Source organism: Arthrobacter agilis (genome assembly GCF_030816075.1).
GTDB classification, from domain to species: Bacteria; Actinomycetota; Actinomycetes; order Actinomycetales; family Micrococcaceae; genus Arthrobacter_D; species Arthrobacter_D agilis_E.
Genome location: NZ_JAUSXO010000001.1, coordinates 1,294,817 through 1,309,602 on the forward strand (window position 1 = coordinate 1,294,817; position 14,786 = coordinate 1,309,602).

Below are 14,786 nucleotides of genomic sequence, written 5' to 3' on the forward strand. Positions count from 1 at the left end.
CGTGCAGGGCAGGTATGCGCTCGCTGCGCCAGTGCGGGTCTGGGTTGGCGTAGTCGCCGCGCTTTTGATCATCGACTACAGGAGGACCTACGACCTGCCCTAGCCAGCTACGTTGTGTCCGCAAGCCGACCGACTCACGGACGTTCAGCGCATTCGGGGAGCGGGGCGTTTCATCGACGCTCGGTGCGCGCTAGTCCCGTCGAGCCCGGCAACGATGGCTTCCCGGTAGAGCGGAATGGCTTCATTCTCGAGTCCCAGCGCATCGTGTACTCCGCCCAGTTCGAACAGCACCTCTGGGTCATCATGTGGCTGTTCTGAAAGAAGTGCACTTATCTCGACGATCGTGCCCTGCGGTCATTGTCGTCAAAATCCTGCTCATCGAAGCAGTCGATCTTCTGTTGCCGGGTGCCTGCGCTCAAAGGGTGAGGTCCTCCCATACGAACGTCGTCGTCTGCCCTGTTTCCCAATCACGGCGAAGGATGGAGTAGGCGACCGAAGCGACAGGGGTTCCGCCCTGGACCGGCCACCCTTCGCGGTAGTGGGCTTCCTTGGCCCAGCCACAGCGCAGGAAGGTCTTTCGCATCGCGATGTTGTCCTCCCTGGTCTGCCCCTCGAAACGGTGAGTGTCCGGCAGCGTTGAGAAGACGTGCTGTGTGAGCGCCCGCAAGCTATCGAGGCCAAGGCCTCGTCCCCGGAACTCTTCATCGAGACGCAGGTCGAACATTGCAGTGGGATCTCGAAGGTCCTGAACCCGGGCGATTCCGATTCGTCCGTGCTCGGCGTGGTCAATCCAGAAGGAATCGTTGTCCTCGTTCCGGTACGCGCCCTTGGCGATGGAGGCTTCGATCGCTTGGCGTGTAATGCGCGGGGTTCCATGGAAGCGGAACTCGTTGCGCGTCATGAAGTTCACCAGCGCCTCATGATCATTCCCGACGGCGTCCAGGCGCACAAGATTGATCGACATAGTGGTTCACCCTAATGGCTCTCGGTGAGGTCTACGCCGGTGGCGACCCGGAAACGTCAGGTACCGCCGGAACCGTGGATGTCAGCCCGACCGTTGGTTGGGTAGCTCCGGGCCAGAGCTTCTACGTCAAGACTTATGGTTCGTCGAGTTGCCCCAACGCCCCCGTCCGGCTGGCAGCTGGCGAGGCCTCGCTTCGCATCACAATGACACGGATCGGGGGATCGACCTGCACCGCAGACTTCGGCCCCACCAGCTATGCGCTAGATCTTCCCGAGTCACTTGAAGGTGCATTGAGCATCGCCATCACACTTGACTTCCAGGACGGCGAACAGGTTGACCTCATCCTGCGCTGCGCGCTGTGAGGTCAGCGCAATCTCCTACTCTGTATCGCAGCGTTAGGAGGGCCAGCAGTCGGCCCGGCACCCAGCCTGGTGAGTGGCGGGATCTGTTCAACGGCGAGCTACTGGGGGAGCAGCTCGCAGAATGGTTTCAGAGGGTCGGCCTGGAGAAGAGGTTCACGAGGTTGCCATCAGGATCGCGGAACAGGGTGGACCTGTTGCCCCAGGGCATGGTGGTCGGTTCGAGCACGATGTCCTCGAGTACGTCCTGCAGTCGAGCGAACTCCGCATCGACGTCGGTGACAAGGTACTCGATGATGATCGTCTCGTTGCTCCCAGGCTTTGGTGCGTGGTCGCCGAGCATCGCGACGGTTGCTGTGTCTGCGATCGCGAGGGTTCCCGTGGCCGTTCGGAACTCAGCGAAGACAGGTGCGGGCCGTGCGGCGACGGTCCCCGTGACGGTCTCGTAGAAGTTGGTGAGCCGGTCGACGTCGTGAGTGATGATGCGGATCGATGCGAGGTCCATGGTCTTCCTTTCAGCCGGGCGGTCCGGCTCGATGTGTCCATCCTGGGCTGACCTCGCGACAACGTCCTGTCGGTGATTAGGATGATTTCTCGCCCGGGCCGACCATCCGTAACTTCCCTTGCACGATGCCGAGGTCTTCTACGCGGAGTGGGCGCCGCGGTGGTCGCTCGCCCAAGGACTTCGCCTCGGTGATGCGGTCGCCTCGGAACGCGCGAAGGCTGTCGCGGAGGCGGCACCAGGCGATCAGGTACCAATCGCTGCCCTTGCCGACGAATCCCATGGGTTCGACGCTCCTTGACGTCGCGATTCCGTTGCGGTCGATGTAGACGATCTGCAGAACCTGCCCGGTTCGCAGTGCATCGGCCAGCTCCTGCGGCGCCTCGTTCGACCTATGCTCACCAAGCAGGTGGATACGGCTAGCGAGCTCCGCTGTCTCGCTCAGGCGGCGACCGTCCGTGACGGCAACGACCTTATGGAGCGCCGACATCGCTGCATCGCGGAACGGGCTGGTGACCAGCGTGCCCAGAGAGATCATCACGGCCAGTGCCTCGTCGACAGTGAACCCGAGGGGCGCCAGGGTGTGCGCCGGATCAAGGCAGTAGCCTCCGGTGCGGCCAGGTTCTGCCCAGATGGGGACTCCGCTGTGTTGCAATGCCGACAGGTCCCGCTCGATGGTCCGGGAGCTGACCTCGAATTTCTCGGCAAGCCACCGGGCACTCCTCGGACGTGGTGCCACAGCCCGCAGCTCTTCCACGAGTGCGTAGAGCCGGTCGGTGCGATTCACTTCTCAATCCTAGGTCCGGAGTAGGAACGGCGTCGGCGCCGTTCCTACTCCGGTCCTCCGCCGGGACACCATTCACCGAGATAGGCGGTCAGAGCTGGATCACAGCGACAAGTGACGGCGTTTCGCGATCGCTGAGTGGCACCCACTGGTGGAACCAGACCTCATGGCCGTCGGCTCACGGTCTCTCGAACATGGCGGTGGAGCATGTCGTTGATGCAGTGTCCGAGCGCAACGAGACGGACGATTGCCAAGGAGACAGTGCCTGGCCAACCAAGTCCGACCCCGCCTCACCACGGCGAGCAAACGCCAAACATCTGACCTTCGGCGCTCATCAACGATGGTTGAGGATCCGTAGTGATTTAGTCGTGTGTCGTGGAGTCTAGGGTCATGAGTCATGATGACTAACCAGCGCCTTCAGCCGCTACTCGAGCAGTACGACTGGGCGACGGAACGACTCCTGACTCGTCTGGCCGGGCCGACCAGTAACTCGGGTGACGACAACGACGTCGACGTCCCGGTACTGACGGATGCGGAGTGCCTGTGGGAACCGGTTGAGGCGTGCTGGTCCGTGCGACGGCGCGCTGACGGGCCCGGACCTGGCGCTGCCAAGCTGATCGGCGCGGGGGAGTGGGGGCGGGACGGTGCCTCCGAAAGTCCGTGGCCGCCTCCTTTCACGACGATCGCCTGGCGGCTTGACCACATCTCCGAGACGCTGATTGGCCGCTCCAACCACCTGGGCGGCGATCGCACATTCGATCGAGCGGCGTACGAATCCCGGGCAGATGCAGCCGGTGCCATCGAGGTGTTCCGCCAAGCCGCAGCGGACTGGCGCCAGGCGCTGCTGCAGGTCGACGAGTCCGACTACGACCGAACCGGGCTAAGCAGCTACCCGTACGGGAGCGATGCCGAGGAGACGTTTCCGTCGATCGTGTGGTGGATGAACCAGGAGATCCTGCACCACGGGGCCGAGATCGCACTGCTCCGCGACCTCTACGTTCACCAGCTCCGGTAAGGACAAGCGCGCACTTCGGACGCCGGAGCGGGATGTTCCTGGCCCCTGGCCCCTGGTCAGCAGTCTGGTCTTGCTCAATGTCGCGGTTCTCGCGGCGACAATACGGTTACACCGCCGGAGAGACGAGGACTCGGCTGAGATTGCCTCCGATCCAGTAGGTCTGCCCTACTGCCGCTGCGGGCGGATGTGGCTCGCGACGTTGATGACATGCCCGCTGGGATCGCGGACGAAAAAGCGTCGGATGCCCCAGGGCTCGTCCCGGATCTCGCGCACCACTGCCAGCCCGCTTTGGTCGGCGCCACGATAAGCGGCGTCCACGTCATCGACCTCGACGGAGACGTCAACGTCCAACAATTCAGGGTCAACGGCGGTCGGACTCGGCCACGCAACAATGACCTGCGTGGTGGGCGTGGTGGTTGAAACAAACAGCAGCATCCCGTCCTCGTCCATTGCGACACGGAAGCCCAGGAACTCCTCGTAGAACGCTCGAGCGGCTGCAGGGTTACGGGTTTTCAACACCGGGATCGACCTACGAACACTCATGCGCACAGTCCTAACACCCGGAGCCCCGTGCGACTATCGAGACCGGAAAAAATCCACAAGACGATCCCTCAAGGTGCTAGTTCGTGCCGCTTGCTCCGGGGGTGGCGAGGCGTCGAGCCAAGTCGAGCAGCTTGGTGTTCGTGTGGGAGTTGGATGGCTCGGCTGAGCAGGATGAACGCGTTCTGGGAGGGATGAGCCCCGTCGGCTTTCGCCCACCGGGCATCACCTGCCGCTGTTGGATCCTCCACCGCGGACATCGCCCCCTCAACGGTCGGACGAGCGCTGGTCAGTCCGTTAGTGGGCTTCGTTGTAGGCGTCGATGATGGACTGGGTGATGCGGCCCCGGGAGCTGGGGTTGTGACCGTTGTCCTTGGCCCACTGGCGGATCTGCTGGGTGTCCTCACGCTTGGTGCGGCTCGTCGACGAGGACTTCTGCCCGCCCTGCCCCCGCCGACCGGTGCTGGACTTGCGGGCCTTATCCACGTATTCGGACAGGGCCGAGCGCAGCGCCTGGGCGTTGTCCGTCGTCAGGTCGATTTCGTAGTCGGTGCCGTCCACCCCGAAACGCACCGTTTCCTGGGCGACCTCACCATTGAGGTCGTCGATCAATTCCACCCGCACACGCTGCGCCATTTCCGCTCCCGAACTATTCGCCATGAATCAATGATCCCCAGCGCTCACCCTATCGCGCCAAAAGAATGCGGTGTACGGCTACAAAATGTCCCGCTTTCATTCAGGGGTCTGTTGTGCTTCTTTGTGTCGTCATTGCTGGTGAAAATGGGGGGGACGGAACTGAGCCATACCCAGCCTTCACGCTGAGTCTGGGTGAGGGGTTGAAGGGAGTGGATCTTCACAGCGGTTCTCGTATAGGCGAGGCTGTTGGGGGTCGTCCCTCTGTGGACGGGTGGAGCCCGGAGGAGTGAGCTCAAGCCCGTCCACCTGTGGGTGAGCGGCCTGTGACGCCGTGACGGAGGCTGGCTACGGTCAGCACCATGAATCCTCTGCCGCCTGAGCGCGATGGAGGCGGAGCCGGGTGCCGGTGATGACGCGCCTAGAGTGTGTTTTCCCGCCAGTTGTTCGTTGAGTGCGACGACCTCGGTGCTCTGGACGTCACGGGGACGACGTGAATTTCTTCGACGAGGAGTCCGAGCAGATCGGGCTCCCTATCGCCGTCTATGCCGCCGTCGCGTTCGACGACTCACTGGAATGTCATCCTTCGAGGTCGTCTGCACGAAGGCCCGAAGCCGTGCACAGGCCGGCGTTACGGTGCTCAAGGTCGGTTTGGTTCCTTGAGGTTGGGAGATCCGAAGCGCGCCGCCCCGCTGTCGACATTTCAGCTGCTCGACGTGCATCCGACTCATTGCTGGCCCGGCAGCATACTGCCACTCTTGGTGAATCCGCACGTCCGACAGGAACGAAAGGAAGAGACGATGCCGCTCTATCTGTCGAAGTTCAGCTACACACCGGAAACCTGGGCGAGGCTGATCAGCAACCCCGAGGACCGCGCAAAGGCCGCCCAGGCATACATCGAATCTGTGGGAGGGAAGCTTCATGGATTCTGGTACGCCTTCGGCGCCCACGACGGCTACAACCTATGGGAGGCTCCCGACAACGTATCAATGGCTGCGGTTGCGCTGGCGATCAGTGGAGGCGGCGCGCTGAATTCGTTCGAAACGACGGTGCTCGTCACCGTTGGCGACACGATGGAAGCCCTGCGGAAAGCCGAGCAGATCAAGTACCGGCCTCCCGGCGCCTGACATTTCCGGGGCACCTGCACGGCTACCAGGTTGACGCTTCCCAGCGACGTATGGTCCGGATACTAAAGCTATCCCCGTTCGGCGGACACCCCGTCGTCGGATGTTTGGACGAGTCAGCTGTGGAGAGTGAACCTGGTTCTCAACCTTGAGCCTCCTTTGATCCCAGTTGAGCCCAGGCTGCCCAGTTTGGGGAGGGTGAACCTAGAGTGGCCGCATGACAGGCATCCGGTTGCGCAGATGGTCCACGTCCGACGCGGACCTGCTTCGTGAAGCGAACACTGAAGCGATGACCAGGTTCATCGCCGGCCCTGAGTCTGCCGACGAGGTGATCAGGCAGCATGAGAACTATTTGCGCCGGTGGGAGGAAGGCTCTGCACGCATGTTCGTTGTTCTTGATGGCGAGGACGCGGTAGGCGGTATTGGGTGGTGGCAGACGAAGTGGGCCGGTGAGTCCGCTGTCGAAACGGGGTGGTTCGTGCTTCCACAAGCCCAGGGTCGGGGCGTGGCTGGCGAGGCAGTGCGACTCATCATTGCCGACGCCATGCGTTCCGGGCCGCCGGAATCCCGGCTTTATGCGTTTCCATCGACAGGAAATAGACCATCCAATGCGCTGTGTGCTCGGGCTGGTTTCGAGCTGCTGGGCGAAGACGACTTCCCGTTTCGCGGTAGGGATCTCCGGGTGAACGTGTGGAGACACTCGCTCACACCTAAAAGTCCGTAGCCCCGCCTACACGGCAACGAAGCCCTCAGCAGGCCTCACTCGCCTTCTTCCTACACCTTGCCTGCAGGGCGACGTTGCATGGGCCTAGGCGATCGGGGTTCTGTGCTGGATGATCGGGGAGGGACGAACCACAGCACAGTCTCGTTGATCAAGGGACCGATCATGCGTTCAGTACACCCCTTTCCGCCAGGCGGCCTTGTGCCGGTGCTTTCAGCCGGACCGGGCCCGCTCGTCAGGGCCGACCGTGAGCCGGGTGAAAGTGTCGATTGTCGGACGATCCTTGAACGGCAAGGTGAACGGCGTCGGGAGACGGTACGTAAGCTTGCCCTCCACCAGCGCGCCTACCGGCTTGCACACTTCCCAGCCGGTGCTGGGTAACAAACCAACCCCGGCACGATCTGACCTCCGCAGCCACCTACCGGTCAGATCGAAGTCTCCACCACGAAGGGCCAAGGAGGAATCCGGCGCACCATCGAACGAGGGACGAGTCGAGACGATAAGTATTGCCATGATCCGCAAGCACATCAGGCACAGAGACGAGATCACGTCATGACGCTTCCTAGCTCATTCGACCAGGAATCAACCCGAAGCCAACAGGCGCTCGAGTCGCCTGAGCAGGGTGGGACGGCCCCTGCAGAGGATCTGCTGCGCTTCCCTACTGCTGCGACCAGCGCGACTAGCGGCGACCCCAACCTGTCCTTACCCGAGGACCCCGAACTTTCGTACAGCGTGCTGGAGGACAGGCAAGTACGCTTACGTGCCGCCATCACGGGCCTTAAAGTCATGGAAGTCCACCTCCACCACGCCCGCTTCTAGTCTTCTTGCGACTCACAGGCATTCGCCGTCAGGCTTCAGCTGTCCTCAAGGAGCTCATGTGCTGGCGGGTTCCGCCGCCGAGACGTGAAACGGTGGCGGCAGCGGAAGCTTTGCTGCTGGTTGGTTCCACTCCGATTGGTAGGCTCACGTCGTTCGCCAGGCCCGGGCCGATGGGGATCGCGGATTCGACGGGCCCTACACTGTCCTCGGAGCCCTCGCCTGGTACATCACTTGGCATCCGCCACGTGTCCTCCGAGGGCGGGCGCAGCCATCACAGGTCGAGGGCCCCCGCCTTGCAGCCGGCCTTCTGCCGTCGACGATGTCTGGGGGATCAGTACGTGCGCACTAGTGGGTGGTACCCACCCGCCGGCCCCGGACGTGGGTGGGTGCCAGGCTGAAGAAGAGCTCACGTTGACCGGGAGACCAGGCTTCATTGACTGCTTTACCCCAGAGAATCGTCAGGAGCGCTGAATCCTTCACACGCGTGGCCGGGCCATTGAGGAGGATGGTCCAGCCGTCAGGGGTGTCCTTGTTCACGTGATCGATTTGAAACGCGGCATGGTCGAGTGAGCTCGTGGCGATGGTGCCGTCGGCGGAGGTCCGGAAGTACACGCGATCGTCCAGAACAAAGTAATTGACGGGGAAGATATCCAGAAGCCCGTCACGGAAAAAACCGAGCCGACCGGTGGTCTTCGTTGTGGCAAGAGCCCAGCACTGGAAGGCCGGCAGCTGGTCAGAGGTACGGAGTGCACCGGGGGAGTCCCAGTACAGATCTTGATTGGGCGTGGTCGTCATGATGCGTCCTTGTCCCTTGCTAACGGAGACCCATTGCCGGTGGCTCGAAACAGCTGCGGATGCGGGAGTACATCGGCTGTCGTCGACCGGCGCTGATAGGCAGCGGTCTCCTAGTTTCCAACCGTACGGCGAAATGGTGTATCGAATCAGGGTCGAAAGGCCCTGACCTCGTGGGCTGCTTACGGCGACGCTTAAGGACGGTTAAGGTGGTGAAGGTACGTGGCTTACTCCGGGTCGTAAGCATTGCTCCACAGGGGCCCTTGTGCTGCATCAGGAAAATCCTCTGCGGCCGCATCAACGCAGCCGACGACAAGGACTTAACGGATGACGCCCCGACAGATTTGCACCGACCACCCACGCCCGAACAGGCGACGCCCTGACCTGGCCGCGTGCACCGTTCCTCCATCCACGACATCAACCGGGACAACGAAACGGGAGCCGACGGCAGACTGCGGCGAAACAGCCACCGCCCAGACCCGTCCCCGATTCTCAGAGTTGTTAGCCAGCGCTGTATTCATGGGGCGGAACAGACGCCCGAGCGGAGCCAGACCGCCTCGCGTGGCAGTGCTGGCATTCACCAGTGCAGATTCGCGGTGCCCGTGCTGACGGTCGCCCGCCCTCAGGACCCGGAAGTGCCGCCCGGCGTCGAGCGGCGGGCAATTCTGGTCGCAGTACGGGGTCGCCTGTCGATCAATACGCCCCTCGAGCAGGCGGCGCGTCGTGCACGGGCAGCCAACTCGCCGCTCACACTCGTTCACGCGGTGCCTGCTCCCGACTCGATGCCGCCCGGAACGTGTTACGCCGATGTGGTCGACGCGGGCCGCAGGACGCTTCAGGACGAAGCCACCCGGTTGTCGATTGACTACCCGACCGTGCGGGTCAGCACCTATCTCCACTGCGGTGATATTGTTCATGCCCTCCTCGGACTATCAGCCGGCGCGTCCCTGCTCGTCGTGGGCGCGGACCGGGTGAACACCCTCACTGGTGTCTTCCAGGGCTCTGTGGCCATCCAGGCGGTATTGGGGTCGCTCGCTTCGGTCCTGATCGTCCCCACCGGTCCACAGAGCAACAGCGCGAAAAATGGTACCGCCCACGGGTACGTCGTGGTCGGTGTCGACGGTTCTACAGAGTCCAGCGCGGCCCTGACCCGAGCAGCTGCCGAAGCACACCGACTCGGTGCTGCGCTGCGCGTGATTGCGGCAGTAAAACCTGCATCGCCCGCAGCCGAAGCCCTGAGGGTCGATACTTCAGCGATGCGTTCGGCGATCCACGCCGCCTATCCGTCCCTGCGCGTGAGTTGGATCGTGGACGCGCTGCGCACTCCGGCCCGGGCCCTGATGCGACACAGCCCGGATGCCGCCCTGTTGGTGATCGGCCGCCACGGGCGCGGCACCACGGCAGGAATGGGAATCGGCTCGGTCACCCACACACTGCTACTGCGACCGCCCTGCCCCACGCTCGTCATCACCACGCCCGGACCTGTATCGGTAGTCAAGTCAAAGACTGAGACTGCCCTGAGGGCGCGGTGTACGCCCTCGCGGAGTCCTGACTTGATGCCCTAACGCTAAGGACGACACCGCCGCGTCAAACCTCTTAGTGAGGTCGAGTAGCCGAGGCCGTAGGCACCGATCACGCCTTCTCGCTGAACCTGGGTGCCGGCGTTCACGATCCCATCGATCCTGTCGAATGCCCTCTCTTCAACGTCTTCGGCGTGGCCACTGAGTTCGAGGCCGATCTCATTCCCAGGAAGACCCGCGCGGGCATGGCGGCCGCCAAAGTCGAGGGCCGGGTGCAGTTGTACACCGGGCGCTACCGGCGGCGAGTACGCTGCAGCGAGGCCGAGGCCGTTCGTGGAGCCGGTGAGGAGGATTCCCATGTTCCGAGTGTTTCTTTCAGCTGTGATTGGTGTCGGTGGTGGTCGCCGCGTTCGAGGCATCCCGCGCCTGATGGCGCAGGGTGTTGTCGTGGGTGGCGGCCCAGGCGGCGAGGAGTTGGAGGCCGTCGTGGGAGGGGGTGCCTGGTTGGGCGGTGTAGGCGATGAGCGACAGCCCCGGGTCGGAGGCCAGGGCGAGTCCTTCGAAGACCAGATCCAGGTCACCGACGACCGGGTGGTGCACTTTCTTGGCGCCGGAGTGGTGCAGACGGACATCGTGGGCTGCCCATAGGGTGCGGAAGTCATCACTGCGGGTGGAAAGCTCGCCAACGAGGTCGCTGAGGATCCGGTCGTACGGTGCCCGCCCTGCCGCGCTGCGCAGCAGGGCCACGGTCTGCTGCGCCGCGTCGTCCCAGTCCCGGTAGAAGTCGCGGGAGCGGGGGTCCAGGAACAGGAACCGGCCGAAATTCGATGGCCGCTGGGGTTGCACATACATCTCGGAGTAGAACGCTGTTCCGAGCCTGTTCGAGGCGATGAGGTCGAGGCGTTCGTTCTGCACGATAGTCGGCAGGGCCGTCATCGCATCGATCATCTGCTGAACAGCTGGGCGGACCTGCCGGGCCCGAGCCGGTCCGCGCCGGCGTTGCGGGTGGGCGCCTTTGTTCGCGGTCCGGACCAGGTCGTAGAGGTGGCTCCGTTCGGCATCGTCGAGGTGCAACGCCTGACTGATGCCTTCAAGGACCGCCTCAGAGACGCCTTTGGCGTTCCCGCGTTCCAGGCGCACGTAGTACTCGGAGCTCATGCCCGCCAGGAGGGCCACTTCCTCGCGCCGTAGCCCCGGGACCCGGCGCTGGCGGTGGCCGAACACGGGCAGGCCGGCCTGCTCCGGCGTGATCCGGGCACGGCGGCTGGTGAGGAATTCCCGGAGATCGCTGGCGCTGTCCATTCTTCGACGCTACGCGCGATCCTCAGGCTTAGGGGGTCACTGGCATTAACCGGATAGGTCGGGACTCCCTTGCGTTCCGGGACCGGCGTTCACTGGAAGAACAACAGGCACGAACACTCGGCAGAAGAACATATGAAAAGGACATCATCATGACTGATCAGGAAGTCTGGTTCATCACCGGAGCCGCCCGCGGCATGGGCATCGACATCGCCCGCGCAGCCCTCGAGGCAGGCCACAAGGTTGTCGGCACCGCCCGGGACGCATCGAGGGTGACCGACGTCCTCGGCGAGCACGAGAACCTGCTGGCCGTGTCCCTTGACATCACCGACGACGCCGCTGCCACGGCCGCCGTCGACGCAGCCGTTGCACGGTTCGGTCGGATCGACCGGCTCGTCAACAATGCAGGGAACTTCTACGCCGGATTCTTCGAAGTCATCAGCCCCGCCCAGTTCCGCCAGCAGATGGAGACGAACTTCTTCGGCCCCTTGAACGTCACCCGGGCCGTCCTGCCGGTTCTGCGCGCCCAGCGCAGCGGCCACATCATCACCTTCAGCTCCACCGCCGGACTCACCGGCCAGGAATTCGTCGCCGCGTACTGCGCCTCGAAGTTCGCCATCGAAGGCTGGATGGAGTCCCTACGTTTCGATCTGGAGCCCTACGGCATCAACACGACGATCGTGGATCCCGGCTTCTTCCGCACCGAACTGCTCGTCGAAGGCGCATCCACGAACTGGCCGGAACTGTCCATCGAGGACTACGACCAGCGCACCCAGAGCACCATCGAGGCGTGGAAGGGCATGAACGGCAAGCAGAGCGGAGACCCGGCGAAGCTCGCCGCCGCCCTGATCACCATCGCAGCCCAGGAGCGGCCGCCGCTGCGCTGGCTCGCCGGCGCGGACGCCGTGCAGACCGCGGAGGATAAGGCGCGCCTGCTCCTCGAGCAGGCCGACGCCTACCGGGAACTGTCCTCCTCCCTCGCCCACGACGACGAGTAGCCCGGTACGGCGAATACTGGGGCGCAGACAGCTGCGGGCCTGGAGAGAGCGCTACCTCAACATGCCGGCGGTCTCGCCGGCACGTTCGAAGAGCGAGGACCGCGCTGGCCACCTCGGCACCTTGTGGTGCTTGATGATGGGCACTTCAGCAACCTCGTGGCTCTTAGTGGTGGCTACTTCCATACGCCTGACCAGGCCCAATCCGTCGTGCTGGACGCAGTCCTGCTCGAGCACGGTGGGAACGAACCCGTCATACGCCCCCTACTGACCGGTGTCCTGAGTCTCGGTGGCGATGAGTTCGCCTGACGAGGGGTAGCGGCAGTAGGCACTGCACGCCTTGATCCCGAACTGAGGATTGAGCGCGTTATGTCGTGGTTATCAGGAGCCGTTCAGGTGCTTCTCGGTGCGCTTTGGGGGTGAGTTCGGTGTCCGATGACCTGTTCGAAGCCGTAGCCGACGGCGAACATGGTGGGCTCGTCGTAAGGGCGTGCGAGTATCTCCATACCAATGGGCAGGCCGGAGGCGGTGAGGCCCGCCGGTACTGTCATGGATGGCATCCAGGTCTGCGAACCTATGACCGTGTTCGTGGGAAAGTTCAGGGTGTTCCACAGCCCGGAATCGGTATCTTCGTGGGTGGGCGGGGCGACCTGGCAGGTCGGATAGACCAGCGTGTCGAGGTTATTGGCTTCCATGAGATTGACGACCGTTTTCATGAACGCTTCCCGCGCGGTGTAGGCGGTGTAGTAGCCCACGTCGTTCAACGGGTCATCGGGTCCGGCCGCTAACGCCTCGAGGAGATCGAGTTTTTTGTGGTATCGGCCTGAGTCGATGATCTCGGCGACGGTGTGCGCTGGTGGGTTGGGTTTGGATGAGAGCCAGGTGTCGATGTCGTGCTTGGACTTGATCGTGTACAGGGAAGTTCTGCCGATCCACCCGGAGAGGTCATCGATGGTGACATCGACGACAGTGGCACCACCTGCCCTCAGCTCGTCAAGAGCGCTGGCCATCACGTGATTGACGGGGGCAGCGTTGGGGTCAGCGTCAGCACCGAATGCGCTGCGCAGGACTCCAATACGTCGTCCGTGAAGGGCGTTAGGGACCAGGCTGTCCACGTATGACGAGGGTGCGCGTGCCACGGAGTAGGCGTAGGTCAGTGGGTCGCTCCGGTCGAAGCCGGCCATCACGGTGAACACGCGGGCGGCGTCTTCCACGGACCTGGCCATGGGCCCGATGGTGTCCTGGGCGCTCACCAAAGGATTGCATCCGGTTCGACTGATCAAACCAGGAGTGGAGCGAACCCCGACCAGATTGCAGAACGAGGCGGGTAGACGCACTGATCCTCCGCAGTCAGTGCCAAGCCCTACGGTCGCGTACCCTGCCGCGATTGCGGCGCCTGTTCCACTGCTCGATCCTCCTGGATCGCGGCCAAGGTCGTAGGGGTTCTTCGTCACCCCGGTATGGGAGGAGTAGCTGAACCACGACGTGGCCCAGTCAGGAAGTGTCGTCTTCGCGAGGATGATCGCCCCCGCGGCGCGCAGCGTGGCGACCACTGTTGCGTCCTGCTCCGCCCGGTAGTCAGCGAAGATTTCCGATCCGAACGAGGTCGGCATGTCCGCCGTTTCCAGGCAGTCCTTGATGACCATGGGGATGCCATGCAGAGGCCCGACTGGTTGCCCTGTCTGCCGGTAGGCATCATCCAGTTCATCCGCTTGTTCCCTGGCGGCTTGATTGATGGTGACAACTGCGTTCAATTCAGGGCCGGCATGATCGAAGGCCTCGATCCGGTCAAGGTAGGCGTCGACCAGCTGCCGTGCCGTGACCCGACCGGTGAACAGTGCGGCTTGGATCCCCGCAATGTCAGCATCTTCAAGAGACGTGCCGTTGAGATCCATGAAGCTTCTCCCATGAGAGGTCAATAAGCTTTTGCCCTGACGGTAGGACGAGCAAGAATCAAGGTCAACCCCTCCGTGAGGATTACCAGGCTCCCAGCAGCACGGCCGTCCTGTCCGAATGGGGTGCGCGAGCTTCGCGACGCTGCTCCTAGCTGAGCGCATCGGCGTCGACGTACCCAGCTGCCGAGGTCCTGAGCACACTCAGACCCTCGCCCACGGGATGAACCGGACCGCGCCACTTCTGCACGGTGATTGCTCGAACACTGCCCCGCGACCAAGACCGCAGCTATGTCGAGTCAAAATCGGCTGTCGCGTACTGGATTGGTTGCGGTAGACATAGGGGAGCAGTCAACGCCACAGGAACCCGCGAGGGCGGCTTCACGTGACCGGTCTGCAGCTGTCAGGTCCGTTACAACAGAAGAGGGTTCAGGCGCCATGACCGAAGATGATCTCCGTAGGATCGCGGTTGCCGCGGCCGACAAAGAAGCAGCTGCGTTTGAACTCGATCACGCAGACCTGAAACTGAAGGAGGCTGTCGTCGTCGCACTGGATCACGGCACGCCGACGGAAGTGGTTGCTCAGGTCGCGGACCTCGACCCGGAGGAAATCATCGGCCTGGTGCACGACATCGAGGAGCCCGCGCTCCTCACGTTGGACGAAGTCGACCCGGCTACCGCCCGGGAGTCAGTAGCGCCCACGATGTAGTCGCCTATCGCGCAGGATGCCAGGTAGCACTCCCGCTAGATCCTGCAGCGACGCGTGAGCGTGGCGACTGGCACGATGGGGCACCCACAGGTGGACGACTTCGAGCTCTACCCTTCGGG

The 14,786-nt window shown here is 63.2% G+C and carries 17 protein-coding genes; 7 read left to right on the forward strand and 10 right to left on the reverse strand.

Annotation, left to right across the window (positions count from 1 at the left end):
- Positions 1-144: 144 nt before the first annotated feature.
- Both QFZ50_RS18205 and QFZ50_RS05780 read right to left on the reverse strand, forming a co-directional pair.
- Entirely contained in the window at positions 145-291 is a 147-nt protein-coding gene (locus QFZ50_RS18205; protein WP_373462250.1) for a tetratricopeptide repeat protein, read from the reverse strand.
- A gap of 124 nt (positions 292-415) precedes the next feature.
- Positions 416-964, reverse strand: coding sequence for a GNAT family N-acetyltransferase (locus tag QFZ50_RS05780; RefSeq protein ID WP_307082777.1), 549 nt, complete (start codon positions 962-964; stop codon positions 416-418).
- 14 nt (positions 965-978) lie between these two features.
- Here QFZ50_RS05780 and QFZ50_RS05785 point away from each other — a divergent pair, with 14 nt between their 5' ends.
- On the forward strand, positions 979-1,326 hold the full coding sequence (locus QFZ50_RS05785; RefSeq protein ID WP_307082778.1) for a hypothetical protein: 348 nt from the start codon (positions 979-981) through the stop codon (positions 1,324-1,326).
- A 127-nt stretch (positions 1,327-1,453) separates the two neighbouring features.
- Here the strand turns inward: QFZ50_RS05785 and QFZ50_RS05790 are convergent, their stop codons facing one another.
- Positions 1,454-1,828 carry a VOC family protein gene (locus tag QFZ50_RS05790; RefSeq protein ID WP_307082780.1) on the reverse strand — a complete coding sequence of 125 codons (375 nt, stop codon included), beginning with the start codon at positions 1,826-1,828 and terminating at the stop codon, positions 1,454-1,456.
- 76 nt (positions 1,829-1,904) lie between these two features.
- Positions 1,905-2,612, reverse strand: coding sequence for a helix-turn-helix transcriptional regulator (locus QFZ50_RS05795; protein WP_307082782.1), 708 nt, complete (start codon positions 2,610-2,612; stop codon positions 1,905-1,907).
- Positions 2,613-3,006: 394 nt separating this feature from the next.
- Between QFZ50_RS05795 and QFZ50_RS05800 the strand changes: the two genes are divergently transcribed.
- Complete coding sequence (locus QFZ50_RS05800) at positions 3,007-3,624, forward strand: DinB family protein (protein ID WP_307082784.1); 618 nt, start codon at positions 3,007-3,009, stop codon at positions 3,622-3,624.
- A gap of 165 nt (positions 3,625-3,789) precedes the next feature.
- Here the strand turns inward: QFZ50_RS05800 and QFZ50_RS05805 are convergent, their stop codons facing one another.
- Both QFZ50_RS05805 and QFZ50_RS05810 read right to left on the reverse strand, forming a co-directional pair.
- The gene (locus QFZ50_RS05805) at positions 3,790-4,167 is read right to left on the reverse strand and encodes a VOC family protein (RefSeq protein WP_307082786.1); all 378 of its coding nucleotides are present in this window, start codon (positions 4,165-4,167) and stop codon (positions 3,790-3,792) included.
- 294 nt (positions 4,168-4,461) lie between these two features.
- A complete protein-coding gene (locus tag QFZ50_RS05810) occupies positions 4,462-4,824 on the reverse strand; it encodes a histone-like nucleoid-structuring protein Lsr2 (RefSeq protein ID WP_307082788.1) in 363 nt (120 codons plus the stop codon).
- A gap of 773 nt (positions 4,825-5,597) precedes the next feature.
- Between QFZ50_RS05810 and QFZ50_RS05815 the strand changes: the two genes are divergently transcribed.
- Positions 5,598-5,924: a GYD domain-containing protein gene (locus tag QFZ50_RS05815; RefSeq protein ID WP_307082791.1), complete on the forward strand. Its 327-nt coding sequence runs from the start codon at positions 5,598-5,600 to the stop codon at positions 5,922-5,924.
- A 214-nt stretch (positions 5,925-6,138) separates the two neighbouring features.
- Positions 6,139-6,645, forward strand: coding sequence for a GNAT family N-acetyltransferase (locus QFZ50_RS05820; RefSeq protein WP_307082793.1), 507 nt, complete (start codon positions 6,139-6,141; stop codon positions 6,643-6,645).
- A 1,161-nt stretch (positions 6,646-7,806) separates the two neighbouring features.
- Here the strand turns inward: QFZ50_RS05820 and QFZ50_RS05825 are convergent.
- Positions 7,807-8,256 carry a pyridoxamine 5'-phosphate oxidase family protein gene (locus tag QFZ50_RS05825; protein ID WP_307082795.1) on the reverse strand — a complete coding sequence of 150 codons (450 nt, stop codon included), beginning with the start codon at positions 8,254-8,256 and terminating at the stop codon, positions 7,807-7,809.
- A 599-nt stretch (positions 8,257-8,855) separates the two neighbouring features.
- Between QFZ50_RS05825 and QFZ50_RS05830 the strand changes: the two genes are divergently transcribed.
- Positions 8,856-9,818 (forward strand): universal stress protein, encoded by a 963-nt coding sequence (locus QFZ50_RS05830; protein WP_307082797.1) that lies wholly within the window; start codon positions 8,856-8,858, stop codon positions 9,816-9,818.
- 2 nt (positions 9,819-9,820) lie between these two features.
- Here QFZ50_RS05830 and QFZ50_RS05835 read toward each other — a convergent pair whose 3' ends face one another.
- Both QFZ50_RS05835 and QFZ50_RS05840 read right to left on the reverse strand, forming a co-directional pair.
- Complete coding sequence (locus QFZ50_RS05835) at positions 9,821-10,132, reverse strand: hypothetical protein (RefSeq protein WP_307082799.1); 312 nt, start codon at positions 10,130-10,132, stop codon at positions 9,821-9,823.
- Between the two features lie 16 nt (positions 10,133-10,148).
- Positions 10,149-11,075, reverse strand: a complete 927-nt coding sequence (locus QFZ50_RS05840) for a helix-turn-helix transcriptional regulator (RefSeq protein WP_307082801.1) — start codon at positions 11,073-11,075, stop codon at positions 10,149-10,151.
- Between the two features lie 149 nt (positions 11,076-11,224).
- On the opposite strand from QFZ50_RS05840, the gene QFZ50_RS05845 reads away from it, so the two are divergent.
- On the forward strand, positions 11,225-12,070 hold the full coding sequence (locus QFZ50_RS05845) for an SDR family NAD(P)-dependent oxidoreductase (protein WP_307082803.1): 846 nt from the start codon (positions 11,225-11,227) through the stop codon (positions 12,068-12,070).
- A gap of 389 nt (positions 12,071-12,459) precedes the next feature.
- On the opposite strand, the gene QFZ50_RS05850 is transcribed toward QFZ50_RS05845, so the two are convergent.
- A complete protein-coding gene (locus tag QFZ50_RS05850; RefSeq protein WP_307082806.1) occupies positions 12,460-13,962 on the reverse strand; it encodes an amidase in 1,503 nt (500 codons plus the stop codon).
- A 435-nt stretch (positions 13,963-14,397) separates the two neighbouring features.
- Here QFZ50_RS05850 and QFZ50_RS05855 point away from each other — a divergent pair, with 435 nt between their 5' ends.
- On the forward strand, positions 14,398-14,667 hold the full coding sequence (locus QFZ50_RS05855) for a hypothetical protein (RefSeq protein WP_307082807.1): 270 nt from the start codon (positions 14,398-14,400) through the stop codon (positions 14,665-14,667).
- Positions 14,668-14,786 lie beyond the last annotated feature (119 nt).

Excerpts from the sequence above, each read along its gene's own strand:
- QFZ50_RS05780 (WP_307082777.1), bottom strand. The coding sequence starts at position 964 with ATGTCGATCAATCTTGTGCGCCTGGACGCCGTCGGGAATGATCATGAG.
- QFZ50_RS05785 (WP_307082778.1), top strand. The coding sequence starts at position 979 with ATGGCTCTCGGTGAGGTCTACGCCGGTGGCGACCCGGAAACGTCAGGT.
- QFZ50_RS05790 (WP_307082780.1), bottom strand. The coding sequence starts at position 1,828 with ATGGACCTCGCATCGATCCGCATCATCACTCACGACGTCGACCGGCTC.
- QFZ50_RS05800 (WP_307082784.1), top strand. The coding sequence starts at position 3,007 with ATGATGACTAACCAGCGCCTTCAGCCGCTACTCGAGCAGTACGACTGG.
- QFZ50_RS05805 (WP_307082786.1), bottom strand. The coding sequence starts at position 4,167 with ATGAGTGTTCGTAGGTCGATCCCGGTGTTGAAAACCCGTAACCCTGCA.
- QFZ50_RS05810 (WP_307082788.1), bottom strand. The coding sequence starts at position 4,824 with ATGGCGAATAGTTCGGGAGCGGAAATGGCGCAGCGTGTGCGGGTGGAA.
- QFZ50_RS05815 (WP_307082791.1), top strand. The coding sequence starts at position 5,598 with ATGCCGCTCTATCTGTCGAAGTTCAGCTACACACCGGAAACCTGGGCG.
- QFZ50_RS05820 (WP_307082793.1), top strand. The coding sequence starts at position 6,139 with ATGACAGGCATCCGGTTGCGCAGATGGTCCACGTCCGACGCGGACCTG.
- QFZ50_RS05825 (WP_307082795.1), bottom strand. The coding sequence starts at position 8,256 with ATGACGACCACGCCCAATCAAGATCTGTACTGGGACTCCCCCGGTGCA.
- QFZ50_RS05835 (WP_307082799.1), bottom strand. The coding sequence starts at position 10,132 with ATGGGAATCCTCCTCACCGGCTCCACGAACGGCCTCGGCCTCGCTGCA.
- QFZ50_RS05840 (WP_307082801.1), bottom strand. The coding sequence starts at position 11,075 with ATGGACAGCGCCAGCGATCTCCGGGAATTCCTCACCAGCCGCCGTGCC.
- QFZ50_RS05845 (WP_307082803.1), top strand. The coding sequence starts at position 11,225 with ATGACTGATCAGGAAGTCTGGTTCATCACCGGAGCCGCCCGCGGCATG.
- QFZ50_RS05850 (WP_307082806.1), bottom strand. The coding sequence starts at position 13,962 with ATGGATCTCAACGGCACGTCTCTTGAAGATGCTGACATTGCGGGGATC.
- QFZ50_RS05855 (WP_307082807.1), top strand. The coding sequence starts at position 14,398 with ATGACCGAAGATGATCTCCGTAGGATCGCGGTTGCCGCGGCCGACAAA.